This window comes from Streptomyces sp. NPDC030165, assembly GCF_055573595.1.
Map to the genome: position 1 here is coordinate 212,328 of NZ_JBVIBD010000011.1, position 25,550 is coordinate 237,877.

General features: G+C 69.8%; 29 protein-coding genes and 3 pseudogenes. 19 read left to right on the forward strand and 13 right to left on the reverse strand.

Features of this window, described 5'->3' with window-relative positions; all coding sequences use genetic code 11:
• The first annotated feature begins 118 nt into the window (after positions 1–118).
• From ACZ4Z1_RS22390 to ACZ4Z1_RS22405, 4 genes and pseudogenes are all read left to right on the forward strand, one after another.
• A complete protein-coding gene (locus ACZ4Z1_RS22390; protein ID WP_468488359.1) occupies positions 119–1,939 on the forward strand; it encodes a hydroxysqualene dehydroxylase in 1,821 nt (606 codons plus the stop codon).
• 286 nt (positions 1,940–2,225) lie between these two features.
• Positions 2,226–3,255: pseudogene (locus tag ACZ4Z1_RS22395) on the forward strand (IS630 family transposase); the annotation flags it as partial.
• Positions 3,213–3,656 (forward strand): annotated as a pseudogene (locus ACZ4Z1_RS22400) (helix-turn-helix domain-containing protein); the annotation flags it as partial. The pseudogenes ACZ4Z1_RS22395 and ACZ4Z1_RS22400, both read left to right, overlap by 43 nt.
• Positions 3,657–3,884: 228 nt before the next feature.
• Entirely contained in the window at positions 3,885–4,013 is a 129-nt protein-coding gene (locus ACZ4Z1_RS22405; RefSeq protein ID WP_468488360.1) for a hypothetical protein, read from the forward strand.
• 604 nt (positions 4,014–4,617) lie between these two features.
• Here ACZ4Z1_RS22405 and ACZ4Z1_RS22410 read toward each other — a convergent pair.
• From ACZ4Z1_RS22410 to ACZ4Z1_RS22420, 3 genes are all read right to left on the reverse strand, one after another.
• The gene (locus ACZ4Z1_RS22410; protein ID WP_468488361.1) at positions 4,618–4,767 is read right to left on the reverse strand and encodes a hypothetical protein; all 150 of its coding nucleotides are present in this window, start codon (positions 4,765–4,767) and stop codon (positions 4,618–4,620) included.
• A 1-nt stretch (position 4,768) separates the two neighbouring features.
• On the reverse strand, positions 4,769–5,218 hold the full coding sequence (locus ACZ4Z1_RS22415; protein WP_468488362.1) for a hypothetical protein: 450 nt from the start codon (positions 5,216–5,218) through the stop codon (positions 4,769–4,771).
• A 272-nt stretch (positions 5,219–5,490) separates the two neighbouring features.
• Entirely contained in the window at positions 5,491–6,000 is a 510-nt protein-coding gene (locus ACZ4Z1_RS22420; protein WP_468488363.1) for a hypothetical protein, read from the reverse strand.
• Positions 6,001–6,223: 223 nt separating this feature from the next.
• On the opposite strand from ACZ4Z1_RS22420, the gene ACZ4Z1_RS22425 reads away from it, so the two are divergent.
• On the forward strand, positions 6,224–6,472 hold the full coding sequence (locus tag ACZ4Z1_RS22425) for a helix-turn-helix domain-containing protein (RefSeq protein ID WP_468488364.1): 249 nt from the start codon (positions 6,224–6,226) through the stop codon (positions 6,470–6,472).
• Positions 6,473–6,598: 126 nt separating this feature from the next.
• Here the strand turns inward: ACZ4Z1_RS22425 and ACZ4Z1_RS22430 are convergent, their stop codons facing one another.
• A complete protein-coding gene (locus tag ACZ4Z1_RS22430) occupies positions 6,599–7,066 on the reverse strand; it encodes a transposase (protein ID WP_468488365.1) in 468 nt (155 codons plus the stop codon).
• A 442-nt stretch (positions 7,067–7,508) separates the two neighbouring features.
• Positions 7,509–7,928 (reverse strand): spore-associated protein A, encoded by a 420-nt coding sequence (locus tag ACZ4Z1_RS22435; RefSeq protein ID WP_468488448.1) that lies wholly within the window; start codon positions 7,926–7,928, stop codon positions 7,509–7,511.
• Positions 7,929–8,669: 741 nt separating this feature from the next.
• Here ACZ4Z1_RS22435 and ACZ4Z1_RS22440 point away from each other — a divergent pair.
• Genes ACZ4Z1_RS22440 through ACZ4Z1_RS22450 form a run of 3 tightly spaced genes read left to right on the forward strand, consistent with a single transcriptional unit; the run spans position 8,670 to position 10,063 of the window.
• Positions 8,670–9,059 carry a DUF4386 family protein gene (locus ACZ4Z1_RS22440; RefSeq protein WP_468488366.1) on the forward strand — a complete coding sequence of 130 codons (390 nt, stop codon included), beginning with the start codon at positions 8,670–8,672 and terminating at the stop codon, positions 9,057–9,059.
• Positions 9,044–9,304, forward strand: coding sequence for a hypothetical protein (locus ACZ4Z1_RS22445; RefSeq protein ID WP_468488367.1), 261 nt, complete (start codon positions 9,044–9,046; stop codon positions 9,302–9,304). Before ACZ4Z1_RS22440 ends, ACZ4Z1_RS22445 begins: the two co-directional genes overlap by 16 nt.
• Positions 9,305–9,355: 51 nt before the next feature.
• Positions 9,356–10,063 carry a DUF4386 domain-containing protein gene (locus ACZ4Z1_RS22450; protein WP_468488368.1) on the forward strand — a complete coding sequence of 236 codons (708 nt, stop codon included), beginning with the start codon at positions 9,356–9,358 and terminating at the stop codon, positions 10,061–10,063.
• A 444-nt stretch (positions 10,064–10,507) separates the two neighbouring features.
• On the opposite strand, the gene ACZ4Z1_RS22455 is transcribed toward ACZ4Z1_RS22450, so the two are convergent.
• Positions 10,508–11,344 carry an alpha/beta hydrolase gene (locus ACZ4Z1_RS22455; protein WP_468488369.1) on the reverse strand — a complete coding sequence of 279 codons (837 nt, stop codon included), beginning with the start codon at positions 11,342–11,344 and terminating at the stop codon, positions 10,508–10,510.
• A gap of 919 nt (positions 11,345–12,263) precedes the next feature.
• On the opposite strand from ACZ4Z1_RS22455, the gene ACZ4Z1_RS22460 reads away from it, so the two are divergent.
• The 6 genes from ACZ4Z1_RS22460 (at position 12,264) to ACZ4Z1_RS22485 (ending at position 15,932) form a co-directional block, all read left to right on the forward strand.
• Complete coding sequence (locus ACZ4Z1_RS22460) at positions 12,264–12,830, forward strand: DUF5994 family protein (RefSeq protein WP_468488370.1); 567 nt, start codon at positions 12,264–12,266, stop codon at positions 12,828–12,830.
• Positions 12,831–12,836: 6 nt separating this feature from the next.
• Entirely contained in the window at positions 12,837–13,109 is a 273-nt protein-coding gene (locus tag ACZ4Z1_RS22465) for a hypothetical protein (RefSeq protein ID WP_468488371.1), read from the forward strand.
• Between the two features lie 491 nt (positions 13,110–13,600).
• Complete coding sequence (locus ACZ4Z1_RS22470; protein ID WP_468488372.1) at positions 13,601–13,981, forward strand: STAS domain-containing protein; 381 nt, start codon at positions 13,601–13,603, stop codon at positions 13,979–13,981.
• On the forward strand, positions 13,978–14,604 hold the full coding sequence (locus ACZ4Z1_RS22475; protein WP_468488373.1) for a hypothetical protein: 627 nt from the start codon (positions 13,978–13,980) through the stop codon (positions 14,602–14,604). The genes ACZ4Z1_RS22470 and ACZ4Z1_RS22475 overlap by 4 nt, the downstream gene beginning before the upstream one ends.
• Before the next feature lie 19 nt (positions 14,605–14,623).
• On the forward strand, positions 14,624–15,661 hold the full coding sequence (locus tag ACZ4Z1_RS22480) for a GAF domain-containing SpoIIE family protein phosphatase (protein ID WP_468488374.1): 1,038 nt from the start codon (positions 14,624–14,626) through the stop codon (positions 15,659–15,661).
• A 97-nt stretch (positions 15,662–15,758) separates the two neighbouring features.
• The gene (locus ACZ4Z1_RS22485; protein WP_468488375.1) at positions 15,759–15,932 is read left to right on the forward strand and encodes a CsbD family protein; all 174 of its coding nucleotides are present in this window, start codon (positions 15,759–15,761) and stop codon (positions 15,930–15,932) included.
• Here the strand turns inward: ACZ4Z1_RS22485 and ACZ4Z1_RS22490 are convergent.
• On the reverse strand, positions 15,922–16,182 hold the full coding sequence (locus ACZ4Z1_RS22490; protein ID WP_468488449.1) for a sigma-70 domain-containing protein: 261 nt from the start codon (positions 16,180–16,182) through the stop codon (positions 15,922–15,924). The genes ACZ4Z1_RS22485 and ACZ4Z1_RS22490 overlap by 11 nt on opposite strands.
• 124 nt (positions 16,183–16,306) lie before the next feature.
• Between ACZ4Z1_RS22490 and ACZ4Z1_RS22495 the strand changes: the two genes are divergently transcribed.
• On the forward strand, positions 16,307–16,468 hold the full coding sequence (locus ACZ4Z1_RS22495; RefSeq protein ID WP_468488376.1) for a hypothetical protein: 162 nt from the start codon (positions 16,307–16,309) through the stop codon (positions 16,466–16,468).
• Positions 16,469–16,521: 53 nt separating this feature from the next.
• On the opposite strand, the gene ACZ4Z1_RS22500 is transcribed toward ACZ4Z1_RS22495, so the two are convergent.
• The 6 genes from ACZ4Z1_RS22500 to ACZ4Z1_RS22525 all read right to left on the reverse strand — a co-directional run bounded on the left by ACZ4Z1_RS22500 (position 16,522) and on the right by ACZ4Z1_RS22525 (position 21,403).
• On the reverse strand, positions 16,522–17,667 hold the full coding sequence (locus ACZ4Z1_RS22500; protein WP_468488377.1) for a N(5)-(carboxyethyl)ornithine synthase: 1,146 nt from the start codon (positions 17,665–17,667) through the stop codon (positions 16,522–16,524).
• Positions 17,664–17,981 (reverse strand): hypothetical protein, encoded by a 318-nt coding sequence (locus tag ACZ4Z1_RS22505; protein WP_468488378.1) that lies wholly within the window; start codon positions 17,979–17,981, stop codon positions 17,664–17,666. Before ACZ4Z1_RS22505 ends, ACZ4Z1_RS22500 begins: the two co-directional genes overlap by 4 nt.
• Positions 17,982–18,585: 604 nt before the next feature.
• Entirely contained in the window at positions 18,586–19,590 is a 1,005-nt protein-coding gene (locus tag ACZ4Z1_RS22510) for an acyl-CoA desaturase (RefSeq protein WP_468488379.1), read from the reverse strand.
• A gap of 112 nt (positions 19,591–19,702) precedes the next feature.
• Complete coding sequence (locus tag ACZ4Z1_RS22515) at positions 19,703–20,161, reverse strand: DUF5994 family protein (RefSeq protein WP_468488380.1); 459 nt, start codon at positions 20,159–20,161, stop codon at positions 19,703–19,705.
• The gene (locus ACZ4Z1_RS22520) at positions 20,158–20,547 is read right to left on the reverse strand and encodes a hypothetical protein (protein WP_468488381.1); all 390 of its coding nucleotides are present in this window, start codon (positions 20,545–20,547) and stop codon (positions 20,158–20,160) included. Before ACZ4Z1_RS22520 ends, ACZ4Z1_RS22515 begins: the two co-directional genes overlap by 4 nt.
• A 283-nt stretch (positions 20,548–20,830) precedes the next feature.
• The gene (locus ACZ4Z1_RS22525; RefSeq protein WP_468488382.1) at positions 20,831–21,403 is read right to left on the reverse strand and encodes a DUF5994 family protein; all 573 of its coding nucleotides are present in this window, start codon (positions 21,401–21,403) and stop codon (positions 20,831–20,833) included.
• A 677-nt stretch (positions 21,404–22,080) separates the two neighbouring features.
• On the opposite strand from ACZ4Z1_RS22525, the gene ACZ4Z1_RS22530 reads away from it, so the two are divergent.
• The 4 genes and pseudogenes from ACZ4Z1_RS22530 (at position 22,081) to ACZ4Z1_RS22545 (ending at position 25,473) form a co-directional block, all read left to right on the forward strand.
• Entirely contained in the window at positions 22,081–23,181 is a 1,101-nt protein-coding gene (locus tag ACZ4Z1_RS22530) for an alpha/beta hydrolase (RefSeq protein ID WP_468488383.1), read from the forward strand.
• 39 nt (positions 23,182–23,220) lie between these two features.
• Positions 23,221–23,445, forward strand: a pseudogene (locus ACZ4Z1_RS22535) (L,D-transpeptidase); the annotation flags it as partial.
• 314 nt (positions 23,446–23,759) lie between these two features.
• A complete protein-coding gene (locus tag ACZ4Z1_RS22540) occupies positions 23,760–24,722 on the forward strand; it encodes a phosphotransferase family protein (protein ID WP_468488384.1) in 963 nt (320 codons plus the stop codon).
• A gap of 58 nt (positions 24,723–24,780) precedes the next feature.
• Positions 24,781–25,473 (forward strand): hypothetical protein, encoded by a 693-nt coding sequence (locus ACZ4Z1_RS22545; protein ID WP_468488385.1) that lies wholly within the window; start codon positions 24,781–24,783, stop codon positions 25,471–25,473.
• Positions 25,474–25,550: the final 77 nt, after the last annotated feature.

The window sequence follows — 25,550 nt, forward strand, 5'->3', positions numbered from 1 at the left end:
AGGGCGGTGACCATGGCGCGTTGCGGTCGGTGCCTCGGTGCCGGCTGTTCTGTTCCTCCGCGCCCGTGGCTACTGTCGCCTGCCTCATCGGGAGCTACCGGAATGGCAGGAGTGACCCATGACGGACGGACAGCACGGACACCGGGACCCGGCCGGGAGAGCGGCCCGGGGCCCCGGCCGCAGGCAGGTGTTGCGGTACGGAGCGGCCACGGCGGGTGCCCTGGGCGTTGCGGCGCTCCCCGACGCCGTGCCGGCGGTCGCGGCCGGGCGCCGCCAGGGCTGGTCGGTGGCCGTACTGGGCGCCGGCGTCGGCGGGCTGACCGCCGCACACGAACTGGCCGAGCGCGGCTTCCAGGTGACGGTGTACGAGCGCAAGGCGCTGGGCGGCAAGGCGCGCAGCATCCCCGTACCCGGCACCGGCACCAGCGGGCGGCGTGACCTGCCGGGCGAACACGGGCACCGCGGGGTGTTCGGCTTCTACCACAACCTCCCGGACACCCTGCGGCGCATCCCGTACCCGGGCAACGCCCACGGCGTCCACGACAACCTCACCTCCGTTCCCTGGATCGCCTTCGCCCGCGACGACGGACGGGCCGACCTGCCGATCCCCACCACCCCGTTCGAAGGGCGGACGCTCGACGTGGACGCCCTGCGGCGCATGCTGGTCGGTGCCGTGCAGCAGCTCTTCCATCTGCCGTTGCACGAGGCCGCCTTCTTCGCCCGCCAACTGGCCATCCTGATGACCAGCAGCAGGGAGCGCGCGCTCGGGCAGTGGGAACACGTCAAGTGGCTGGATTTCCTCGCTGTCGAAGGCAAGTCCACGGAGTACGAGAAGCTGTTCGGCGGCGGCGCCCAAGTCATCCAGGCGCTCAAACCCGAGGACGCCAGCAGCCGCACCTGCGGGCAGGGCGTGGAGGCGATCCTCTTCTCCCTGCTCCAGCGCGGTACGGACGGCCCCTCCAACAGGATCTTCAACGGTCCGACCAGCGAGGCGTGGATCGACCCGTGGGCGCGGCATCTGCGCAGCCTCGGGGTGCGCTTCGCGATGGACCACACCGTGGACGCCCTTGAGCTGAGCGGCGGGCGTATCACGGCGGCCCGCGCCGCCACGCCCGCCGGTCCGGTCCGTATCGAGGCGGACTGGTTCGTGGCGGCCGTACCGGCCGAACGCGCGCGGGCGCTGTGGAGCGCGCCGATCCGCGCGGCGGACCGGCGGCTCGCCGGCATGGACCGCCTGCGTACCACGTGGTCGCACGGCATCCAGTACTTCCTGCGCCGTCCCGTCCCGGTGGTGCAGGGACACGTGGCGTACATCGACTCGCCCTGGTCGCTGGTATCGATCAGCCAGTCACAGTTCTGGCGGAGCGACTTCCCGCGCACCTGGGGCGACGGGCAGGCGCGGGACTCGTTCTCCGTCGTGGTCTCCGACTGGGACGCCCCGGGCGCCCTGTACGGCAAGCCCGCCAAGCGGTGCACCCGCCAGGAGATCGCGGCCGAGGTGTGGGCGCAGATGAAGGCGGCCCTGGAGGACACCGGGCGCACCTACCTGCCGGACGACGTCCTGCACTCGTGGTTCCTTGACCCGGCCGTCTCCGGGACCGGCGGGCCCGAACCGGCCAACGACGAGCCGTACCTGCTCAACGACGCGGGGTCCTGGGAGCACCGCCCCGATGCGGCGACCGCGATCCCGAATCTGTTCCTGGCCGCCGACTACGTGCGGACGTACAGCAATGTCGACTTCACGTCGATGGAGACCGCGAACGAGGCCGGCCGGCGTGCCGCGAACGCGCTGCTGGGCGCCGCCGGCTCGAACGCCGGCCGCGTCCGGCTGTTCGCCGGGTACCGGCCGCCGGAGTTCGAGGCGGCCAAACTGCTGGACGCGACCCGTTACCGGCTCGGCCTGCCGCACATTCTGGACACTCCATGGCCGTTGCCGTAACGGCGCCGACGTTGGCCCTCTCGTGGTCCGCCCCCAGAGCTCGCCGCGGCTGTCCGTATCGGGGGCGGGCCCCCGTCAGCGCAGGCGGCCGAGCTGGCTCACGCTGATGCGAACCTGCTGATCACTGATCTCGTACAGGACCCGTTCTCCGAACTAAGCGCGTATCCAGAAGTGCCGCGCGTAAAGGCATTTGGGTCCTCCGACGCGGGAGGCATTGACACGGCCCTCGCCGGGCTTCGATCGAAGTGTCAGCATCGTCCGCCCGCCCGGCGAGGTTGTGGTCAGTGTGCGCCCGCCCACCGTGTTCGCCAACGCGTCCGTCACCGAGTCCGAAAGGCTACGCGGCCTGCTGCGGGGCCCATGGCGGGCAGCGTTACGGGCGGTGATGGTGCTGCTGTCGCTGCAGGGCCTGCCACCAGCGCAGATCGCCGCGCTGGTGGAGTGTGATCCAGCCACGGTGCGCCGCTGGATCACCCGTTTCGACACCTGCGGAGTGTCCGGCCTTGACGACCGGCCCCGCAGCGGACGGCCGAAGCTGGGCGGCACCCGGCTGACCGTACGGATCACGGCGCTGCTTCAGCGGCCCGGGCCATGGACCGTGGCCAGGCTGCACAGATACCTGGGTCGACCGCAGATCAGTCGCCGCACGCTGTACCGCCGGGTGCGGCAGGTCGCCCTCTGGCGGCGGCCAAGCTGATCGCCCGCGGCGATCCGGCCCGGGAGGCGGTGGTGCAGCGATCGCCAAACGGCTGCGGCTGCTGCCGTCCGGGACGGTGGTGTGGGCCGCCGACGAGACACATCTGCACCTGCTGCCCCACGTCCGCTCCAGCTGGACACTTCCCGGCCACCGGCCGAACCTCCCCACCCCGGGCAAGAACCGGCAGCTCACCGTGCTCGGCGCGCTGGAGGTCACCACCGGCGCCTTCGTTTACCAGCTCGGCCGGCGGCGCGCCGTCGACTTCCTCGACCTGCTCCAGCAAGTGGTCACGGCCTTCCCCAACGCCCCGGCGACCGTGATCATCTGCGGCAACGACCAGATCCACCACGCCCGCACGGTCCGCGCGTTCATCGCCGCCCACCCCGGGATGCACCTGTGGTACGGCGCCCGCTACAGCCCGCACGACAACCCCATCGAACGCGTCTGGGCTGGCCTGAAGCACTACCTGGCCAACACGGTCGTCTCCTGGCCGGCCCGCAGACGCCAGGTCCACGCCTTCTTCCGCACCCGCGCACCCGGCCAGCTCCTCGCCACCGCCGCACCCTGGACCAGCCCCTGGTTCCCGACCAGTTACCGACAGAACTTCCGGAAAGCCGCTTGGTCGACCGGGTCCCCTCCGGGCGGTCAGTGGTCCATGTCGCCGCGGAGATGGGCATCTCGCGGCCGACGGCCCACACGTGGATGCGCCGGTGGCAGGCGGAAGGCGACGCGGGTCCTGCACGACCGCCCCAGCCAGCCCTCCCTGCACCGCACCGCACCGGCCCGCGAACCGAAATCCGAGCCTGTGCACTGCGGCAGGCCCGCAAGCTGGGTCCGGCCCGCATCGGGCCGGTGCTCGGTCTGCCCGCCTCGACCGTGCACCGCATCCTGGCCCGCCACGGCCTGAACCGTCTGGCCTGGCTGGACCGGCTCACCGGCCGGCCTATCCGCCGCTACGAACGCGCCTGGTCCGGCGAACTGGTCCACGTCGGCATCAAGAGCGCTTCTCCCCGGGGGGGCCTGATCCCGGTGCGCCACATGGACAACAGCGGACTCACCGCACCGCAGAAGTGGGCAGACCGGGCCGCTAAGGAGCTCGAAAAGCTACAAAACGACGCGGAGGACGCAGACAAGGAGCTTTCCTTCCGCGAAATGTGGCGGGAGGACGCGATCCGCGACCGGCTGATCGCTCTCATCGGGGAGAAATGCTGGTAGTGCAAGACCAGGTTCGTCCGCTCGCCCTACCACGTGGACCGCTACCGGCCGAAGTCCGTCGTCGTCGGTGAGGCGGAGCGCCGCGGGTACTGGTGGCTCGCTTACGACCCTGGCAACCACCGTCTCTCCTGCCACCACTGCAACAACGGCGGTGCCCGCTAGGCAATCAGAGCGCCGGACCCGGCAAGGGAGCCCGGACATCCCGAGCGACCGTACTCCAAAGACGAAATGGCACGGGACTACTGCCGGGTGGACGAGACCATACGCATGCTCGCGCTCGACTCCGACCTACTCATCGAGAGCAGATCTACCTTGATCGGCAGGGTGAACGGACTCGTCCAGCTTTACCTTGCCAGCGGAGGCCACACCGGCGCGGCTCTGTACGCCCGCACCGAGCTCGACCACCTGACCCAGACGACCGCCGAGTGGAGCGCGGCGGCCGCTGCGGCCGAACGCTTGGCCCTCCTCGCTCACGACCGCTCTGAAGGCGATGCACCGCTTGAGGGAGGGACGGGGGCGACGTCGCCGATCACGCCAGCGACGGAACCGAGCCCCCAGCGTCCACGGCGACGGGCCATCACGTCGGCCTGCGGACCTTGGTGGCCGCCTTGCTCCCCGAGGCGTTCTTCGCAGGCGGGACCGCGCCGACAGGCCGGGGGAAGCGGGGCCTGGCCAGGGCGACCCTGCTGGCCGACGGCAGCATAGTCTGCTTCCAGCGGCCCTTGACCACGCCCACGTCCGCGGCGCGGATGGCGACCGGCGATGATCAGGTGGACGGGTGGACCTTCTGGTCGTTGACGGGGGACGGCACGCTCCGGAAGCTCTCCGACCTGCGCGGCTTCCTGATCGCCGAGGACGGCTGTCGGGCACCGCCCGCCACCAGTTGTCCCAGCCGCAGCTCTGGCCGGCCGCTCACGTCATCGTCCGTGGCGCCGTTCCGATCCGGAGGGGCTCCATCCCTCGAGGTACGGCTTGAGCTCCTCCGGCGTGGGTTCACGTGTGTGCGGCATTCCTGGAAGCCGGGTCAAGGGGTCGATCGACCCCATGTACTCCCTTGCCCACTTCAACCACCGTCGGGCCGAGTCCAGCGCCGACTCACCCATAGCACCGTCCTGCTCGCCGATACGACGTTCCAATGCCGTGCAATACGCGCTGAGGACAGCGGCCTCTTGCCAGCGCCCGGCCTCTTCGCGAAGCACCTCAGCCAGTTGACTACCAACAGCTCGTTCCTTCGCCACGTCCATGGCCGCTTGCCACCGAACTTCCCGTTCTGCCCTGGCCTGCTGCTCACCCTGCCTGCGCTGAGTGTCCTCCACCGCCCGTGCCTCGATCTCTCCGAGGATCACGCCCAGGGCTTCTTCGAGCATCCGGCTCTTCCGATCCCGTCAGCGACCGGGCCGACCGGCCCGGCCATGGGCCAGCTCTACGACGAGACGAGCAGAGCGCCCCGGGTCTGTGGACTCTGGGAACTCCTGCCTGGCGGTGACGGTATAGGCGAAGCCGTCGAGAGCGACGTCCACTCCGCCCTCGCGCGGGAAGAGAGACGGCCCGGCCTTCCGCACCTCGTACCCTCGCCGTACCGCCTCAGCCGCCAGTCCCTGCAGCAACAGGAGCGATCTGCGGCGCAGCGCAGACGGCATCACCAGCCGACTCTCGTCGTCCTTGAGGGCGGCCACCATCGGATGCAGGTGCCCAGTCGCGCGGGGACAGGAATCAGACCCCCGCCCTCCTTCGGCCGCTGACTCCGCGCGTTGGGATGCGGGCCCTCCGCGAGGAAGAGCTCCAGTCCCGGCCCGCCGTACGGAACCCTTTCGATACGTTTGCCCACCGGTTCGAGGCCATGCCGCTTCGCGTAGTTGACGACGCGCCGCCACTCCACGACCTCGCCGTCATCGAGATCTGCAATCCGGACGCGCCCCTCGGCGACGAGCCGCTCGATCAGCTCCTGTGCCTTCGCCCGCCGGGCCCGTGCGACGGGCCGGTCACTGTAGGGCGTCCGAGGCTTGGCGGGCACCATCGACTCACCGGCACCAGCGTACGCAGAGTCGTCATCGTTCATCAGGAACCCACGATCCCGCAAGGCATCGGCCAGCGCCAGCCACTCGCCGTCCAGGTTCCAGGACCTTCGCCCGCAACGGGGCCGGTTCATGGGCGCCGCCTGGTCTCTTCCCGGACATCTGACCAGCAGGACTCAGTAGGTCTGCGCTCAGCGTCGCCTGCCCTCGGCGCCCCACTCGATGCTCGTCGCCTTGACAGAGTCTGACCTGCCCGACAAGGCGCCTGACGCCCCATCATGATAGGCGCCAAGGCGCATCGGAGAGCGTCAAGATATCGCCCGAAACGCCCACAATGCACATGACGCACACTAGCGAATGGGCCCGTTCAGTCCCGAGCACATCCGAGCCACCTGGAGCGGAACCGCGAGCGTTGAGGACGCTGCCCAGGCGTTCGGCTTGTCGAGGTCGAAGAGCTACGACCCCGTTCGCAGCGGGGAATTCCCCTGCCGCGTGCTGTCGATAGGCCGCACCGCCCGCGTCGCCACCGCCTCGCTCCTCCGGGTACTCGAGAGCGGCGAGCCGGAGTACAGCAGAGCCTCCGGTGCAAGCCCCGAACCGTCGTGACCAACCGCACGACGACACCCCGCCGGAGCAAGCCGACGGGGTGTCGTCGTAACCGGCCCCGTCTACGCAGGCCCCCGTCGGAGCAAGCCGGCAGGGCCCTCACATGTCACGAGTGATCACACGCCCCTATGACAGGGGGTCGGTAGAGACCGCCCTGACCAGGTTGGGACCTCGCGGGCGGCATATCGCTTGAGGCATCCGGATGATTTCACGACGGATCTCGCCCTCCCGGGTACGGCGTTCGTAGTACGTCTGGGTGCGCGGGTCGTGGCGCAGCCGGGTGAACACGATGCGGTGCAGCGCGGCGTTCGCCTGCCGGTCGCCGCCGCGGTGGAGTCGCCGCGATCTTCGGCTGCCCGAGAAGTACTCGATGGGGCTGCGGCCCGCGCAGCAGCCTGTGCATCGTTCGGATCCGACTTTCCGAGCAGACGGCGGGGCCGAGCGGTCGGGCCGGTTCACCTCGAACACCGCGTCATGCTGCGCCAGCAGGTAGCGGGACAAGCCCGCGCCGTGCGTGTCCGCCCCCAGGGCGACCTCGCCCCGAGCGGGCGGGCCAGTGCTGGTAGAAGAGGTGCCGCGCGGTCCGGTCGTCATGCTGGTCCGCCTCCCGCGTGGTGATGTGCTGGGTGGCCGGCACCCGCCCGGCCGGGCGGTTCGAACCGTGATGGCGCCTGGAAGACGGCAAGGCCCCTATGGGGACACGCCCTGTGGTCCGGTGACAGCAGACGCCATCTCGCAACGGCAGCTGACACGTCCGCGACATGACACTTCGGTCAGAGGTGTCATGAGTCAGACCCCGCCCGAAACGGTGCTATGCAACCGCGTCCCACTGCCCCGGCGCGACTGCTTGACCTGACCGCTCCCGGGAGACTTCGTGCGAACTGTTACTGAACCTGCTCCGGACGGGGTATCGGTCACACCTGATGCCGTGACGACCTCTCCCCCTTGTCCCCCACCGCAGGGGCACCGCTTGGGAGAATCTGGGCAATCCCGCCGGTGCTGCCGAGCCGGTGGGGAAGTCCGGTTGGGGTGCATCTCACCGAGCGATACGGCCACAGTTGGTGCCGCTCTTGCCGGCCGACTCACCCGCGATCACTCCACCCCAGGAGACGCAGTAGCCTTTGGCGTCGAGGTAGACCGGACCCGCGTACGAACGGTAATAGCCTCCGTCGTCAGCGTAGTCTCTGGTGTCATCCCGCTGGACCCAGACGTACATGTAGACAGCAGGACCGGCGGTGTTCCGGATGGTCACAGCGCAGTTCTTCCCCGTCGCGGCGTTGTAGGTCAGGTAGGACGTGCCGACCTTCCCTATGTTGGCCTGGTTCACGACCTTGTAGCCGGCGCCGCATGCCTTGTTGTAGGCGGCCTTGGCTTGGGCCGGAGCTGCTGCCGCCCCGGTGGCTGTGGCCATGAGGCCCCCAGCCGCCAGTGCCACCGCGGCCCCCGCCATCCGGATGTGTCCCCAGCGTTGCATCGTGTGCCCTCCTCGAAGTCGTGCCCGGTGTACCACCTGGTGCCCCGCCGACTTGGCTGGCCCCCGTGGCGGCACTTACGTCTGCAACGACACGGCCGAAGCCCCGGCCAGTTGCATCCCGCGCTCCGCAACTCGTCGCCGTTGGCACGTTCCGGCTCAGAGCACTCTCCGGCCCCAGGCGCCATGCCGGACGGCGCGTCAGGCACCGCACCCCGACGGAGCCGGGTCCGCTGATCGGCGTACTCCTCCTGCCCACGAGACGCGGGGGGGGCGGGGCCCGCCATGGCTGTGCGGGCAGGGCGACAGCACCGGGGTGAGGTCTTTGGGTTCTCCGCTGTCCGGAAGAGGTGCGCACAGACCCTGGTGGGTGGGCATGGGTGGGAGGAAGCTCTCAAGAATCCGGCCCGCCGGGCCGGCGCCGCAACGGCCTCCGCAGGGAGTCGCGACGATGCCCGTACTCCCTGCCCGGGAACCACCGCCCGCTGAGTGGCAACGGCACCGGGACAAGGACGCGCCGTTCGACGGCACCCGTCGGAAATTCCGCAGGGTCTCACTCTCGGTGTCGCGGCAGCGGTTCAGCGGGATGCATACGGGGCCTGAGGCTGCATCGGAGAAGACACCGGGCCGGTACTTCGCGGCGAACCCCATCAAAACCGGTACGCCGACGCCGGTCACCGGCATCCGTCGTCCCGGCTTCCGTGTGCGCCGCAGAGGAGAACCCACATGCCATACAGGAAAACCGCCATCTTCGTGGGATTACTCTTCCTCTCTTCTACGGTCACCTTTGCCGCGGGTAGTTCCCTCGTACACGCCTACTTCTCCGATGCCGACCCAAGCAGCGGGATGCTGTTCGGCGGCGTTTTTCTGGAGTGGTACACAGCTTTAGCGGTCTCCATGATCGGTATCGCTCTGTTCCCCGTCCTCAAGCCACACGGGAAGAACCTGTCGGCGGGCTACCTCATTTTCCGGGCCATGGAAAGCACGGCGATCATCGCGGTAGGGGCCTATTTTTTGGTGAGCCGACACCCATTCGAGGACTACGTCCTGCTCATCTACGCCCTGTCCGGTGCCGGCGGTCTCGTCCTGTCCTACCTGCTGTGGAATCCGGGCTGATCGCCCGGTGGCTGTCGCTGCTCGGGATCGCTGGCTACGCCGCTCTGCTGGCAGGGGTTCTGACCGATGTGCTGGGAGCAGTCGATCTCGATGCCGGCACCGGAATCGTGTTCCTCGTTCCTGGCGGCCTGTTCGAAATAGCGTTTCCGCTGTTGTTGATCTTCAGGGGCTGGCGTTCCGCCGACCCGGTCTCCCGCACGAAGGCCAGTCGTCCGGGAGCGGTGCACGGCGGGCCCCGCGGGTGACTTCTGTTGCCCGCAGCCGGACTCTGTCCAGGCATTCACCGGGAGGGGAAAATGGAAGATTCGGAGCCGACGAACCGAGACCTACGCGGGGCGGCCCTGGTCGCGGGCATCGGAATTCTGGCGATGGCCGCACTCGCTGCCTTCGCGAATTTCACCGTCGTGGAGAACCTAGTCACTGAAGGCGATGCTGAAAGGACAGCACGCGACATACACGCTTCCGAGGCGATGTTCCGTTACGGCGTCGCCGCTTGGGCGCTGGTGGCCGCTCTCGATGTCGTAGTGGCCTGGGCGCTGCTCACCCTCTTCGCGCAAGCACACAAAGGGCTCTCCACACTTGCGGCGTGGTTCAGGCTCGCGTACGCAGCGGTGCTCATGGTCGCCGTGAGCCAACTGGCCGGAGTGCCTTCGCTCGTCGGGGGCGGCGTGCGCCCTGGGGCGTCAAGCGTGAGCCGGTTGCATGAAGAAGCGCTGATGAAGATTGACGCCTTCCACGACATCTGGGACGCCGGCCTCATTCTCTTCGCCTTCCACCTGCTGACACTCGGATACCTTGCTTACAAGTCAGGCTATGTCCCGAAGGTTCTGGGAGCTCTGCTCGTGATCGCAGGACTCGGCTACTTGGTGGACAGCTTCGGCACCCTGCTGTCTGCCGGCTATGCGGCCGAGGTCGCCATGTTCGCCTTCGTCGGCGAGTTCCTGTTGATGGTGTGGCTCTTGGTCAAAGGGGGAAACGTCACCTTGAAGAAACCCCGGACCTGACCGAACTGCCATGCCGGCAACCCGGATCGTCGGTACAGGGAGCATCCGGCAGGGACGCCCGGGATCGGCAGCCGCTCGTCGGCCTCGTCGCCTACGCGTCAACCGGCAATTCCAAGCCCTTGCCCAGTCCCGGTCGGCAGAACCAACGGATCGCTTCGTCCTTGGTGAAGCACCGGCGAGTTCGATGCACCAGTCCTTCATCCGCTCAGACTTTGCGGCAACGAGCCCCCACGTCGGCAGCACCGCCCCGCGCCAACCCGGTCGTCACAACCCGATGTTGGACACCCTCCCTGCATCCATGAACCCCGCAATCGGAACTACTCGTCAAGCAGCACGAAGGCCAGGCCGTGTAAAACGGGCTCATGCCCAGGCCACGCTGGAGGTAGCGGGTGCAGGTCGTAAAGAACAGGCCGCACAGCAGGCCGAGCACGGCCCATGGCTGTCTCACACGAGAGTGTCGAGGAGGCAGGCCACCTCACGGGGGCGTAGCTGGATGCCCATGTGGCAGGTGCTCACGGTGTGGACCTGGAAGGGGTTGTGCGGGGTCAGCGCGTTGGCCTCGGCGATCATCCGGTCCTGCATGGCGAGCGGGATCGCCTGGTCCCGGGAGAAGCGGATGTAGGTGCGGGGGATGCGTCCCCAGGTGTCCGCCCGGCCGCGGGCGTCGGCGGTGAGGACCTGTACGGAGTCGGCGGGTTCGAGAAGATTCAGAACGGCCCGGAACTGCTCGTCGGTCGCGTCGGCCATCAGGCTCTCCTTGGCGGCGCGCAGGAACTCCAGGTCGGCCGAGCGCCAGTTGACCAGGGACGAGGCAACATCTCTGATCCCCAGGGTGTGCAGGTATCCGGCGACGCTCGGCAGTTCGACGCAGCACCACGCCGAGGCGTACACGAGCCGGCTGACCAGGTCGGGCACCGCATTGCCCACGCCGGTGATGGTCGCCCCGCCCCCGCTTGTCCCCACCAGGATCACCGGCCCGTACTGCGCGACCCGGCGGACTGCCTCGACGACGTGGGCGACGTTGTCCTCCAAGGTCACATCGGCCAGCGGCGAAGGCTGGGCCGAGAACGCCTCCAGGTCCTGAGGCGCCTGGTAGGAGAGCGGGAAGGGAGCGCCCATGCCATGGCCCGGCAGGTCGACGGCCAGTGCCCGGTGGCCGAGCAGAGCGAGTTGCTGAAGGACCGGCGACCAGGAGTAGGAGTTGCTGTGCAGGCCGTGGACAAGGACGAAAGTCGGCCGGCCGTCCCGGCGCGGAGTCCCTCGATGGTGTTCCTGATGCATGGGAAATCCTTCCAGCGGGGAAAAGGCACCGGATCACGGCACCGGATCACGGCACCGGATCACTCTGGCACGTGGCCGACCGGCAGACCGGATGCGAGGGCTTCGCCCACAGCATGTCCCCACGGCGAAGGTCGGGTTGAGTGCCGGGGCGAGCTCCTCCGTGCGTCCTGCCCTACACCCTTCGCGAATCCGGCGACCGGATGGGCAGATGGCGCGGACGGTGGTCGCCCGACGCCGCCATGACCGCACGGGCACGTTGGTACGTCTACCAGCTCACGCTGCCCGGCCGGGTGGACATCGCCCACGACCCGGGGGTGGCCACCACATGCGCGATCTGCCGCCCCGGGCCCTGCGTACGCTGCCCGCGCCTGCGGACGACTCGTTCTGAGCGCCGGGAGAGGGAGCCGGACGCACACGAGGGCTTCGTGGGGCCGACGACGAGTGGCCTTTCGGGGGCCGCTCGCGCCTTTTGGGAGTCCCGTTCCCAGCCGCTGGCCGAGAACATCGTGACGGTCTACAACATCGGCCTCATGAACCCCACTCAGCTTGTGACCGCCCCGGCCGCGGCGCCGGCGTCCAGGGCCGGAAGGCCCGTTTGCCGGTCACCGGACGACCGAGTGTGTCCGTGCTCATCACGCCACTTCGCCCGGGAAGAGCACCGGTGTGGTCATTCACCGAGAACGACACGGGCAACGGCGCCCGCCTACGAGAGCCCTCGGTGCAACCGGCCTACTCTCGTCCACCGCTTCCCTGATCAGGCCCTCTGCCCAGGGCTTTCGCCATCGGCAGTCGTGGTCGGCACCGGCCGAGGAGTAGGCTGGTGCTACCGAGAGCATTTCCTGACCGGCTTCCTTGCCGGTATCTCTTTCGGTTCCAAGCACCGGGCCGGGCACGCCAGGTCCGGGGACGGGTCGACACCATGAAGGTGATCACCGAACGCCCCCCGCCGGCCGCGCCGGCCGTGAGCCCCTCCGGCCACCCGCCGGTCCGGCTCTCCCTCAAGCCCTCGGGCCCGCAGACCGGGCTGCTCGACGGCGCCTGGTGGCCACGCTCGCGTGACCTCGCACGTGAGCTTCCCGCCCTGACCGAACAGCTGGAACCGCGGTGGGGCCGCATCACACGCGTCACGGTCAACCCGACGCACTGGCCCGTCGTGCCCCGCACGATCCCCGCCAACGGCCGTGTGATCAAGGTGGGCTGGTTCACCGACGAGCAGGACCCCCATCAGCTCCTGCTGCTCTCCTCCCGCATCGGACGCTGGGACCTGCTGATCGTCCCTCCGGAGACCGGCGCGGCCGCCGCCGCACGGCTCATGGACACCGCCGCGGACCCGCACACCGCCCGAACGGGCAGCGACCTCATGGCGGCCGAGGCGGCCAGTCATCCCGCGGCCCCTGCCGAGGCGGACCCGCCGGGCCGCACCGCGACAGGGGAAGCGGAGGGCGGCGCCACGGCCGCACCCGCCTCCACCGCCGGCGGGAGGTGAGCGGCCATGGGCACCGGCCTCACCGTCACCGGCATACTCGCCATGATCGCTCTGGGAGCATTCGTGATCCACCTTCTGAACGCCCAGCACAACGACCGGATCGCGCTGCACCGATACAGCCGCCGCCTTGCCGACCGCCGCGCCTCCCACAGCCCCACCCGGCCGCAGCCGGTCACCGCCGCCCCTCCCGCCGTGCACACCCGCCGGGACCACAGGGACGGAGGCCGAGGACGCCTGCGCCCGCGGCGCAGGACCACCGGCTCCTTCAAGGGCCGGTAGTCCTGACAGGGAGAACAGCACGACGCGGCGGACCCGTGACCGGGCCTGCCGTGCCGTTCTCACGGCAGCAACTACGGGCCTGCCACGACCCGTGAGCGGGCACTCGGTGCCAGAACGTGTCCGAGGGCCGAAGAGCCGCGCCGACGTCCGCGTCGTCGAGGCGAACCCTCACACGTCCCGGCGGGTCACGCGGGTGCGAGTCGGGCTCCGCGCGCGGCCCGGCCGGACCCGCGGCTTGTGCGCTGTCGTACCCTCGACCGCTTTCCCGGCCTCGACCGCCCCGTTACCGTCGTACCCGAACTCCTCCCGGCCGTGCGGGTTTTGATGCCTCTCCCCGCTCCCGGACCGCTGGGCCCGGGGCTACCCTCGCATCAGGACGTCGACGTTCCAGACCCCGACGGCGCGTTGCTGCTGAGCGCACATACCTGCCGGGACTTCGGCCCGCACCGCCGCCTCCCGTCCCGGCCCGGTCGCCCGGAACCGGAGGCGCCATGTCCCTGCCCGATCTGAACGTCTACCGGCACGACAAGCGAAGCCGTGCGCTGATCACTTTCGCCGGTGAGATCGACCTGGCGACGGCGCCTTTGGTCAGCGCGTCCCTGCGGGAGTGCCTGTACGGCGGGATGCGCACCATCGACGTCGACCTGACGGCCGTCACCTTCTGCGACGTGAGCGGCCTCAACGCCTTCCTGCACGCTGCCGCGCAGACCACGCGGAGCGGCGGAACCCTGCGACTGCATCATCCGCCGCTCGCTCTGCTACGCATCCTCTCGCACAGTGACTCCGCTCTGCTGCTGGGCGGCGTTCCGGCGAGTCATCGCGGGAGCACGCCCTCACCATGGCCCGCTCCCTTTTCGGCAGGCGCACCGTGACGGGCACCAGACGCCGACCAGGCCAGGAGCGGCGGTCCGCCCCGGAGGCGGTGCGCCTACGCCACCTGAACCGCCGGCAGGCCGCGCTCCGGGAGGACCTGGCGGACCTGTACGCCGAATCTGCGGACGCGACGGCCGGCGAGACGTACCGCCGTACGAAGGAATTTCTTCGCCGCCTCGCAGACTCTGTCCGGCACCCGGGCTTTCCCCTACTGGTCGCCGAGCCACCCACCCTGGCAGGCTGCGCCTTCGGCTTCCCCGTCGCACGCGACGGGGCTTGGTGGATCGGCTTCGAGGACGGTCTCCCGCGGTCCGTCGAGCAGCTGCCCTCCTCCGGGCACACCTTCGCCGTCACGGAGATCGTGGTCCATCCGCACGAGCACGCCCCCGGCCTCGCCCGGCGGCTGCAAACACGGTTGCTTGCGAACAACCACGCCTCGCTCGGCGCGACTTTGGTGGATCAGGCCGACCACGCCGCCCACAGCGCCTTCCGGGCGTGGGGATGGCAGGACATCGGACAGGTCCGCAGGCCGTCCGGCCCCGCGGACCTGCGGGCACTGGTACTGCCCCTGGGGGAGCGCCACGGCCTCGCGCACGACGCCCGTACGCAACGTCCCGAGTAACCCGAAGCGAGGTGGGCGCATGCCGGACGCCGAACAGGACGGGAAGCCCGGAACCTCCTCCGAGGACTGCCGGGAACGCGAAGCGCGGCGTATCGCGGCGGTGCGCCGTTACGACATCCTGGACACCCCGCCGGACGGGGCGTTCGACCGGATCGCCGCGCTGGCCGGACGTCTCTTCGACGTCCCGATGGCGACGGTGACGATCGTGGACACCGACCGGGTCTGGTTCAAGGCCGCGTACGGACTGGAGGGTGCCACCCAGACCGGCCGGGACGCCGGCCTGAGCGCCTCGGCGATCCTTTCCGACGCTCCCCTGGTCATCCCCGGCAGGCATCACGATGCTCTGAACCGCGCACACCCGATGGTGGCCGGCCCGGGCGGCATCCGCTTCTACGCCGCCGCACCGATCATCACCCCCGACGGCCACCGGCTCGGCGCCGGACGATGGGCCTTCTGCCTCGGTGACGTGAGCGGCAGAGGCACGGAAGCGGCCGCCCTCACCTCCGTGATCCGCCACACCCTTCGCTCCACGACACAGCTGGAGCCCGGCCCGCGCACCGTGCTGGAGACGCTGAACACGGCCCTGCTGGCAGACGCGGCCGCCGACGTCCGCCTGTGTACCCTGATCTTCGGCACCTTGGTCCCCCCACCCCGGCGGCGGGTTCACCCTCACCCTGGCCGGAGGCGGCCGCTCTCCCGCGTACCACCTGCGTCCGGCCCGCCGGGGGCTGCGTCCCCGTGCCGAACCGGTGGAGTTGCCCGGCGGCATGCTTCTCGGCGCGCTCGACCGGCCCCGGTCGTCTCCCGGACGATGCGCCTGGCCCCGGGCGAAACACTTCTGCTCCACAGCGACGGCCTCACCGCCTCGCGCACCTCCCACGGCGCCCGGTTCGACGAGGAAAGCCTGGCCGCACACCTCACCCACCACGCAGCCACCAGTACGGCACCCCATGCAGCCGCCATCATCGACGACCTCACCGCCCTGTTGGCGACCTTCCCCGTCGGCACGGCGGGCACCGCCTGCACCAACGGCCCCCGCCCACAGGATCGCTCATGACCTCACCACCGGACGGGGCCGCGGACCACCTCCCGTAACGCGCACACGCACGGCCCCCGAGGCTTCAGTCACCCCACCACACAAGATGAGGACCGCCATGAACATGGGACGAGCCATCAGGAACACAGCGCAGACTGCCAAAGGCAGGATCAAGGAGGCCTTCGGCCGGACCACCCGCGACCGGCAAACGCAACGAGAAGGCAGGACGGACCGCTCGATGGGAAACCTCAAGCAAGCCGCCGCCAAGGCCAGGAAGGCATTCAAGCGCTGATCGGTGCGGAGACGCCCCGGGAAAACCGCTCCAGCGCCGTGCCCAGGGTCTGCCCCAGGGTGTAATCGCCGGCTCCGCTGCTGTCCCTGGCCCCGTCCAGCGACAAGGAGCGGTAGCACTCCATGACCTCCCGAGTGCGCAGCACGTCCTTCCGCGACAGGCGGGCGTGCTCGGCGATCTGCGCCACCTTCGGCGATCCCCGGCATGGGCGGGTCAGCTCCGCGATGGCCCGGCGCGCGGTGTTGCGCAGTTCCTGGGTGGGCCGGCCTGCCCCGCGCCCGGCCCTCCTGCGGCCGCTGGGCGCTGAGACGGTAAATCACGAACGTCCCCGGGCGGTCATTACGAGGATGACGGCGACGGTGAGGACGGTGCCCATGGCCGCGTCACCTTCCGTCGGGCGGATGCCGAGCCGTCCGCTGCTGCCCGCAGCCCTGGGACGCCGGAGCCTGCCGGACCGCATCGGCGGCGACCACGGCTTGGCGTTCGTGCTCCGCCCGCTCCGGGGCAGCCGCAAGGCCCTGTCACGCCGAGGCTGATACGACGCCAGTGACCGCGACAGGCCCTACGGCCCGGTCCGTGAGCCGGGGACCTACGGCGTCCGGTCGTGCGGGTAGGCGGTGGCCCGGTGCTGGAAGGAGAGGATCTTCGGGTTCTGGACGACGCCGTCGCGGATCTCGATCGCCTTACGGATCGTGGCGTCGGCCTCCCACGCCCCGGGGCCTTCGAGGACTCTGCGCAGATACGGGAGGACGGCCTCGCTGATCTCCCACGTAGCCGAATCCCACAGATGCGACGGGCTGTGGTCGACGGCGTAGTAGTGGCAGCCGGCACCGATGGTGGGCATCGGCTCGCCGAAGGTGGCCGGGTGCGCCCACTCGAAGCCCATGCCTTCGTCGCACGACACGTCCACGAAGTAGGTCCCCGGCCGGAACAGGTCCAGCTCCTTGTCCGTGACGAATGTCAGCGGCGCGTCGGTGTCCTGCCTTATGCAGTTGACGACGATGTCGAACCCGGACAGGTACTCGGCGAGCGGTACCGGCCCGGCAGGGGTCAGGGCCTGGAGGCGGGACGGATCGTCCGGCTGCTCCTGGAAATGGCCCATCACCACGGACGGCATCGGCGAGGCGACCGCCACCGCATCGCGCTGGGTGAGCACCGTGACGTCGGACACGCCCATGGCGCCCAGGCCCGTCACCGCCCCACGCGCCGTCGCACCGAAGCTGATGACCACCGCGCGCAGACGCCGGCCGTAACTGCCGGTCGCACCGCCGAGCTGCAGCGCGTGCAGGACGGAGCAGTAGCCGGCCAGCTCGTTGTTCTTGTGGAAGACGTGCACGCTGAAGTCGCCCGAGGCGGTCCAACGGTTCATGGCCTCCCAGGCGATCACGGTCAGCCGCTGGTCGATGCCGAGCTGGGTCAGCACCTCGTCCTGCACGCAGTGCGGCCATCCCCACAGCACCTGGCCTGTGCGCATCGCGGAAACGTCTTCGTGCATCGGCTTGGGCAGCAGCAGCACGTCGCTGTCGGCCATCAGCCGCCCGCGGGAGCGCAGGCCGGCCACGAAGGGGCGCAGCGCCTCGTCGTCGAGGCCGAAGCGGAGGCCATAGCCGTGCTCCAGGAAGATGCGCTCGCGTATATCGGAGTCGATGCGGTCGAGATGGCGGGGGTGCAGCGGAAGGCGGAACTCGTTCTCCTTGTGGCGGGAGGAGAGTACGCCCAGAGTCATCAGGCTCATGCGGCGCTTCCCCGCTGATCGCCCTGCGGCTGACCGGCCTGCTTCCGGGCGCGCGCCTCGTACCGGCGTACGCGCTCGGCCAGAGGAAGCGGGGCCTCGTCCAGGCCGGTGGCGGACCCGCTGGCCAGCCGGGCACACACGCCCCGGCAGGCCAGCGTGGGCCCATCTGCGCTGTGGGAGACCACCAGGGCGTCCGCGGTCGGTGCGCTCCGGTAGTCGATGCCGCAGATGACGCAGGTCAGACCGAAGAGCATCTCTTCGGTCGGTGCCGAGCGGCTGTTGCAGCGGCTGTAGATGGAGGATTGCGAATACATCGGTCCCACGTCCTCGGGAGCCGACGGGCCCCCAGGCTTGCCGTTCGCCGAGAGCGACACCGAAAGGGATGACGGCATACGAGATACGCCCGGTACTGCCACCGTACTCCGGTATACGACCGGTTCGAACCATCGTTCCCAGCACGACTCAGCCCACGTTCGCCTCGGCTGGGGCCGGGAGGGCGGACAGGTGTCGTTACAGCGCTGGCCGCCGGTCCCGACGGCGAGGCCGCGCGCTACCGGTGCATCGCCGCCCGCGCCGAACGGGGCCAGGACATGCTCGACCGGGCCCGCGCCCACGGCGAGGAACCCTTGTACATGCCTGGTGCAGAGATACCTGCTGTTCAACCGTCCATCCCTCTCCGGCGTCTACGGTGGCTGCCCGGCGGGGCGGGCACCGGTCGGGCACCGGACAGAGCGGAGGAGCCCGCGGTGCCGGTGGTCGACTCTCCACGGGCATGCCGGGCCTCGCTCCGGCACCACTGCCGACGCGCCCTGTGCGGAGATTGCTTCACGGACGGACCGGACGTCGCGCCCCGCGCCGACCCGCATCCGGCCGGAGCGGTCGATGACGTCGGTGCCCGGTCACCGCGCGCCGCGTGGGTCACTTGCGGCAGTGGTCGAGGCGGGCGGGGGTGGGCCAGCGGACGTCGGTGGCCCAGCCGAGGCGTTCGAAGAGGCGGATGGCGGCGGCGGTGGGGTCGAGCTGGCCGCGGTCGACGCCGTGGCGGGCGCAGGTGGGGTCGGCGTGGTGGAGGTTGTGCCAGCTCTCGCCGAAGGAGAGCAGGGCCAGTGGCCACAGGTTGGTGGCGCGGTCGTGGCGGCGGGTGCGGAACGGGCGGCTGCCGACCATGTGGCACAGCGAGTTCACGCTCCACGTCACGTGCTGGAGCAGGGCGACGCGTACCAGCCCGGCCCACAGCAGTGCCGTCAGGGCGCCGTGCAGGGTGCCGCCGACGGCCCAGCCGACGGCGAACGGCAGGGCGAGGCTGAGGACGCACAGGGCGGGAAAGGCGCGGGAGACGGTGCGCAGCCCGCGGTCGGCGAGCAGGTCGGGAGCGTAGCGTTCGGCGGGCGCCGAGACGCTGGTCTCGCGGTGGAAGAGCCATCCGATGTGGGCGTGGGCCAGGCCGCGGAGCTGGCCGCGCAGGCTGGTGCCGTAGCGGAACGGTGAGTGGGGGTCGCCGGGACGGTCGGTGAAGGCGTGGTGGCGCCGGTGGGTGGCGACCCAGCCGATCACATCCCCCTGGAAGCTCATCGAGCCGGCCACCGCCAGGGTTAGGCGCAGCGGCCGGGCGGCGGTGAAGCTGCGGTGCGTCAGGCCCCGGTGGAATCCGGCGGTGACGCCCAGGCCGGTGACGAGGTAGAAGGCGACGGCGATGAGGAGGTCGGCCGGGCCGAGCAGCCGCCCCCACAGCACCCATCCGGCCAGGGCCACGGCCAGCAGGGGAAACGCCACGATGGTCCCCGTCAGGACCATCTGGAGGCGTTGGGCGCCGGTACGGGGGCCGTTGCCTTTGTCCGGAGACGGGAAGGGGGAGGTCCCGTCATAGGCGGGTGCCCTCCCGGGCCGTTCGGGTGGTGCCTGGGGTGCGGTGGTCGTGGTCATACCTGACTCCTCGGCCTGGTCAGAGGGGTTGGGTGCGGCCGGGGGCTCGGGCCTGCAAGATAGAGGGGTGCCGGTACGGCGGGAGGCTGCGGCCTGTGCCGCCGCGGGGCCGTCAGCCGGCCGTGGTGTGCGGGCTGTGGCCCGCTGCGCCGAGCCGCCGCCCGGCCCCGCCGTCGGCGTGGGAGGCGTTGGCCAGGAGGCGGCCGGCCCGGTCCGCTGGGGTGTCGGGCGGTATGACGAGCAGGTCGCACCGGCCGGTGCCCAGGGAGAGCAGGCATACGGTGTTCCGGTGTCCCATGCCGGCGGACTGGCTGATGTGGATCACCCGGCGGCCGAGCACCAGGCGGTGGGGGCCGGTGTTCCACATCGAGGTGTCGACGGTGACCCGGGTGATACGGCCCCAGCGGGGGGCCAACGCGTCCAGCAGGGGCGGCAGTTCGGTGGCGAGGTGGCGGGTGCGCGGCCACCACGCGCCGTCGATGCGGTGCAAGCCGGTGCCCTGGGGGAGGAGGGCGAACCGGGCGGGGAGGGACCGTTGAGGGGCGGTCGGGGGCACGCTGGTGGTGGTCATGGGGTCAGCCTGTCTCCGGACGGTTCGTCCGGGGTGGTGGGTGCGGACCGCTGCGGGACGGCGTTCGCGAGTTCGTCGTGGTGGGGCCGGCCGGCGACCGGCCACGGCCGGGGCGGCTCCACGGCACCGGGGGTGCGGGTGGTGTCGACCGTGAGGTGGAGCCTGGTGCCGCCGTCGGGTGCGTCGGTGGGGTAGCTACGCTGCTCGGTGGCGGCGTAGTGGTCGCGCAGCGTCTGGGCGACCAGACGGGCCGCTTCGGGAGACGCCGCCACGATGCGGACGTCGGCGTGACCGGGGGCCGGCGGCGATTCCTCGGCCGCCGTGGCGGCCCCCGGCCGTGGGGTGGTGCGCTCGGGGCGGTCGGACAGTGGGCGTCGATATGTCATAAGTGTTCCTTCCGGGCCGCGCGGGGCGGCGTAGGGGGCGCGGTCGGTCACGACCACCGCCATGGGCGGTCATGGCGGTCCCCGCGGAGTGGATGCCCCCGGGTGCGTCCAGCACTCCCCCGTTCCGGGCCCGGCGGTCTTCGCCGTCGGAACCGGGCGCGGGATCGCCGGAGCGGGAGCCCGCGGTGTATTCGAGGTGCCGGGCGACGGGCCGAGGAGCACACGGAGAGACCGGAGCGATGACGGTACGCGGCACCGCCATCGTGACGGGAACTCCCGGTGCTCACCGGCCGTACCCGGTGCGGGCCGGAGTTGTGCGGACGGCTCCGCCCTCGCTCTCCCACCCGGCCGCGTCGTCGGCCGCGTCGGACAGCGTGTTCCGCGTACCCGCCCGGCGGGCGGCCGCAACCGCTGACGGACCGACTGTCTCGATAAGACCGCTCGCCGTACGTGTGTTGTGCGGGTCGGCCGCCGCCCGCATCAGCTCCGCCGCCCGGTCGGGGGCGGTTTCGGGCGGTACGATCAGCAGGTCCCAGCGTCCCACGGTGTAGGAGACGAGGTACAGCTCGTGCGGGTCCTGTTCGGCCGCGAACACTCCGACCCCCACCACATGGCCGTTGACGGGCACCTTGCGCGGAATCGCCGGCCAGTGGGTCGGGTTCACCGTGATGTGGGTGATCCGGCCCCACAGCGGGTCGAGTGTCGCGGCGAGAGCCGGTAGTTCACGCGCCAGGTCGCGGGAACAGGGCCACCAGGCGCCGTCCAGCGGGCCACCGGACCGGTCCGCCGGCGTCAGGGAAAGCCTGGCCGTTCGCTGGTCGGGGGAGAAGGTCGTCGGTTCGGCGAGCACAGTCATGGCTCGGTCCACCTGAGAGGCACCGCGACGGGCAGTTCGCCTGCGTCGTCTGCCAAAGGTCATCGCTCTCCGAGAACGACGCCGACATCTGAGCCGGTGTACGAAATGCTCTCGGTGATACCCAGTTTACTCCGTGCGGCGAACGAGCGGCCTGAGCGGCGTGCATCACCTTGCTCACACACGGGTTCGCCCACCTCTCCCGCCGGTCCGGCGCGGTAGCCATGGGAACGGGCCGCGTCGCAGGCCGCAAGAGCCGCCGCCTCCTCGCCGACGCCGCGGGGATGGCCCGCAAGGCCCTGCGCCAGTCCGCCAAGGACTACGTCCTGTTACATGACGCCGGGCAGCGAGCCGGCGAACAGCCGCGTGTCACTCCGGTGTCCACGCGGCGTGAGCCAGGGCGGCGTATGCAGCCGGCTGTGCCACCAACGGCGGCACCTTCCCGGGCGGGGCCGCGCAGCCGACGTGGCGGGGGCCACGCAACCGTCCCGGATGCCATGCAACCGTCCCGGACTTTTCGCCATCTAGCCTGGCAGACATTATTTGCCCGTCGCCCCGGTCGAGAGAACATGCGAGTGTGCGTCGCGATCTCTGGACGGCTGCGCCCTGTACGACGGTGTATCAGGGCCCGGGGCAGCACCTGCGGCCCGGCTGACCGGCCGCCCGTAAGAAAGCGCCACATGGGTCTCACCAGCAAAACAGTGCTGCTCTTGGCCGTCCTTTTCGCGGTAGCACTCTTCGCCCTCACCATCTGGCTATGGCCTCGCCTGTCCAAACGCAACTGGCGCGCGGTCCTCGGCCGTGTGGGCCTGCTGCTGGCGACCCAGCTGTCCATCTTCGCGTTGGTCGGCCTTCTCGCGAACGACGCGCACCTTTTCTTCGGCTCCTGGGGGGAACTGCTCGGCCAGAAGCAGGATTCCGTGAGCACCGGCCCGAACGGCGGCAAGGTGAAGGTGCTCGGCACCGAGCACGCAGGTCTGCCCGGCGGTTCCAAGCCCCAGGCCGCCGGCCGGATCGAGAAGGTCGTGCTCAAGGGCGAGAAATCCAAGGTCAACAGCCAGGCGTTCGTGTATCTGCCGCCGGAGTACTTCCAGTCGGAGTACGCAAAGAAGCGCTTCCCGGCCTCCGTGGTACTGACCGGCTACCCGGGCATCGCGCAGAACCTCTACAAGAAGCTGGACTTCCCGCAGACCCAGCACGGCCTGGTCCGCAAGAACAAGACGCAGCCGACGATACTGGTGATGATGAGCCCGGCCGTCGTGCCGGGGCGCGACACGGAGTGCGTGGACGTCCCGAACGGCCCGCAGACCGAGACGTTCTTCACCGATGACGTACGCCATGACATATCCAGCCACTACCGGGTGGGCACCGACGCCAGGAATTGGGGCGTCATAGGGGACTCCACGGGCGGCTACTGCGCCCTGAAGATGCCGATGCGCTACCCGAAGGCGTTCTCCACCGGTGTGGCCCTCTCCGCCGATTACAAGGCTCCCCGGGACGCCAAGACCGGCGACCTGTTCGGCGGCGACAAGCAGCTGGAGCGGGAGAACGATCTGCTGTGGCGGCAGAAAAACCTTCCCGCACCGCCGGTGAACCTCCTGGTCACCTCCAGCAAGCAGGGCGAACCGAACTACCCGGACACGCTGAAGTTCATCCAGCAGACCAAGTCCCCTGGCCGCATCGCGTCGATCATCCTGGACAGCGGCGGCCACAGCTTCAACACCTGGCGCCGTGAGATACCCGCCGCCCTGGAGTGGATGGGCGGCCACCTCAAGGCATAGCCCCTGCCGCCAAGGCCCCGCCTGCCGCGGGATTCCCCCAAGACGGTGACCTTCACCATCGGCCATTCCCAGGTCTCCACCGTCGACATGGACACCCAGACCATGACGGTGGTCCGCGACGGCAAGACGATCAAGTCCGTGCCGATCTCGGGCGGCAGCGCGAAGAACCCGACGTACAACGGCCAGATGGTCATCTCGGAGAAGTTCGAGCAGACCCGGATGGACGGCTCCACCGTCGGCTTCGGCAAGGACGCCTGGAGCGGGAGTGGGCGTGGGAGCGGGGTAGCGGCGATGTGGTCAGTGAACCGTGAATCGCATCGAGAAGGTCAGAAAGCAGCTCCACGGGCGCACCGGATTCGGACGGCGTCGCAAGGTGCTCCTGCTTCAGTGACCGACCGCGACAACTCCCCGCGTTCGAAGCCGGAGCCCGCTGAACGGAGACTCTCCAGGCTGCGGCCACGGCTCGGTGCGAGGCCTGAACGGTGCCTGCGGCAGCTGCGAGAGGAGCAGAGCAGTGTTGCCACCTCCTCCCATGAATGCCTTTGCGCGTGCCGCCGTCCGGATGATGAGGTGGCACGGTGACCAACCATGATGAGGTGGCAGCGGTCCGGCCGTTGACACTGGCTTGGGTGAGCCAGCACCTGGGGCCCGGTGAACGGGTCGTCAGGGCCGAGGCGCTGCACGGCGGCATCACTGCCGAAATGCGGCGGCTGACCATCGGCACGCGGGACGGCGGCACTCGTGACCTGGTGCTGCGGAGCTTCGTCGACCCGTACTACGTGGAGCGTGCCGGGGACTGGCTGCACAGGGAAGCCGACGCCCTGTCCCTGCTCACGGGGACCGGCGTGCCGGCTCCTGGACTAGTCGCGGTTGATCCGACCGCCGCGCATTGCGAGTATCCGTCGCTCCTTATGACGCATGTGGCGGGCCGGACGGTCCTCGACGATGAGGGGCTGGAGACGCGCGTTCCTCTGCTGGCCCGTCAACTCGTGGCGATCCACGCGTTGCGGCCCGCCGAACGGCCCCGGGAGTACGTGGCGTTGACGACCGCCGACACCGTCGTGGTTCCGAAGGGCGCCGACGCGACGGTATGGGCCGCGGCGATCGACGTGATCCGCCGGCCCGCGCCGCCCTATAAGGGCCGCTTTCTGCACCGGGATTTCCAGCCCGGCAACGTGCTGTTCGACGTGCCGTCCCCAGGGCCGGCTGATCCCCGGATCACCGGCGTCGTCGACTGGGCGGCGGCCTCCTGGGGCCCGGCGGACCTCGATGTCGCGCACTGCTCCGTCAATCTCGCGCTGTTGCACGGCCCGGCGTGGGGGTTGCGCTTCGCCGAGGCATATGAGGAGGCCGGCGGGGTGCTGGCAGCGGCCGCGAGTGAGCGGCTGTACTGGCAGGTGCGGGACGGGCTGGCCGCCTCGGAAGAAGTGCGGCAGGTGGCGCAGCCATGGCGGGAGGCAGGGAGGGCAGAGCTGACGACGCGAGCTGTGGAGGAGCGGCTGGACGCCTATGTCACCGCCCTGATGGACACGCTGGGTTGAGCCGAGGCGTTGCCATCTCGGTGGGCGACAACGGTTTCACCCCAGGGGCAAATCCTGCATGAACGAGCAAGAGGTACTTCGTCATCTTCTGGTGCTGGCACGAGGAGATGGCTCTCCCCTGTTCACCTCGACCTCGGGGTTCCATGCGGTTGCCCCGGACGACTTCACGGTCGGCGTGCCGGTGGGCGATCCCGCTCTGGGACTCTCTGAACGTTTGGCACACGACCTCGCCTCTTGGGACACCGCTCTTCCGCCGGAAGGCTCCACCGCCAAGGGCGCACTGCGTAAACACCTCAAGACCGGCCTCGGGCTTGCCCAATCCGTGGCGCGGCATCTGGGGCCGGAGTGGGTTGTGCGCTATTGGGACGCTCGGCACGGCTCGGCGAAGTTCGTGTGCTGGGGGTGCTCACGCCTGCACTGGACTCTGGAGGCACATGGCACTCCACCGCACCCCCTTCACATGACCATCATGGCCGAGTACCAGTGGGGGCCTTTCCGTGCGGAGGGATTCGGTGACTTCATGCCGGATGACCCTGCCGCTGCCCTCGACCTGCCCGACGATCTGGTGGACGACCTGTACTCCTGGGCCGGCGACTTCGACGCCGAGATGAACCGGTACCTGGCGACGCGCGACGAAGAGGGGAATGACGCTCGGCGTGTCGAATTGCGCCGCAGAGGCGCAGAGTTGGCTTATCGGGTCGCCGGTGCATTGAAACCAGGGCGGACGGTGACATACGCCGGTCTTGCCTGAGAACTCCGCACGCAAGCCGGGCGGCGCAGCCGGAGGTCGGGAAAGCAAACCGTCCAGGACTGCCCCGTTCACCGGGC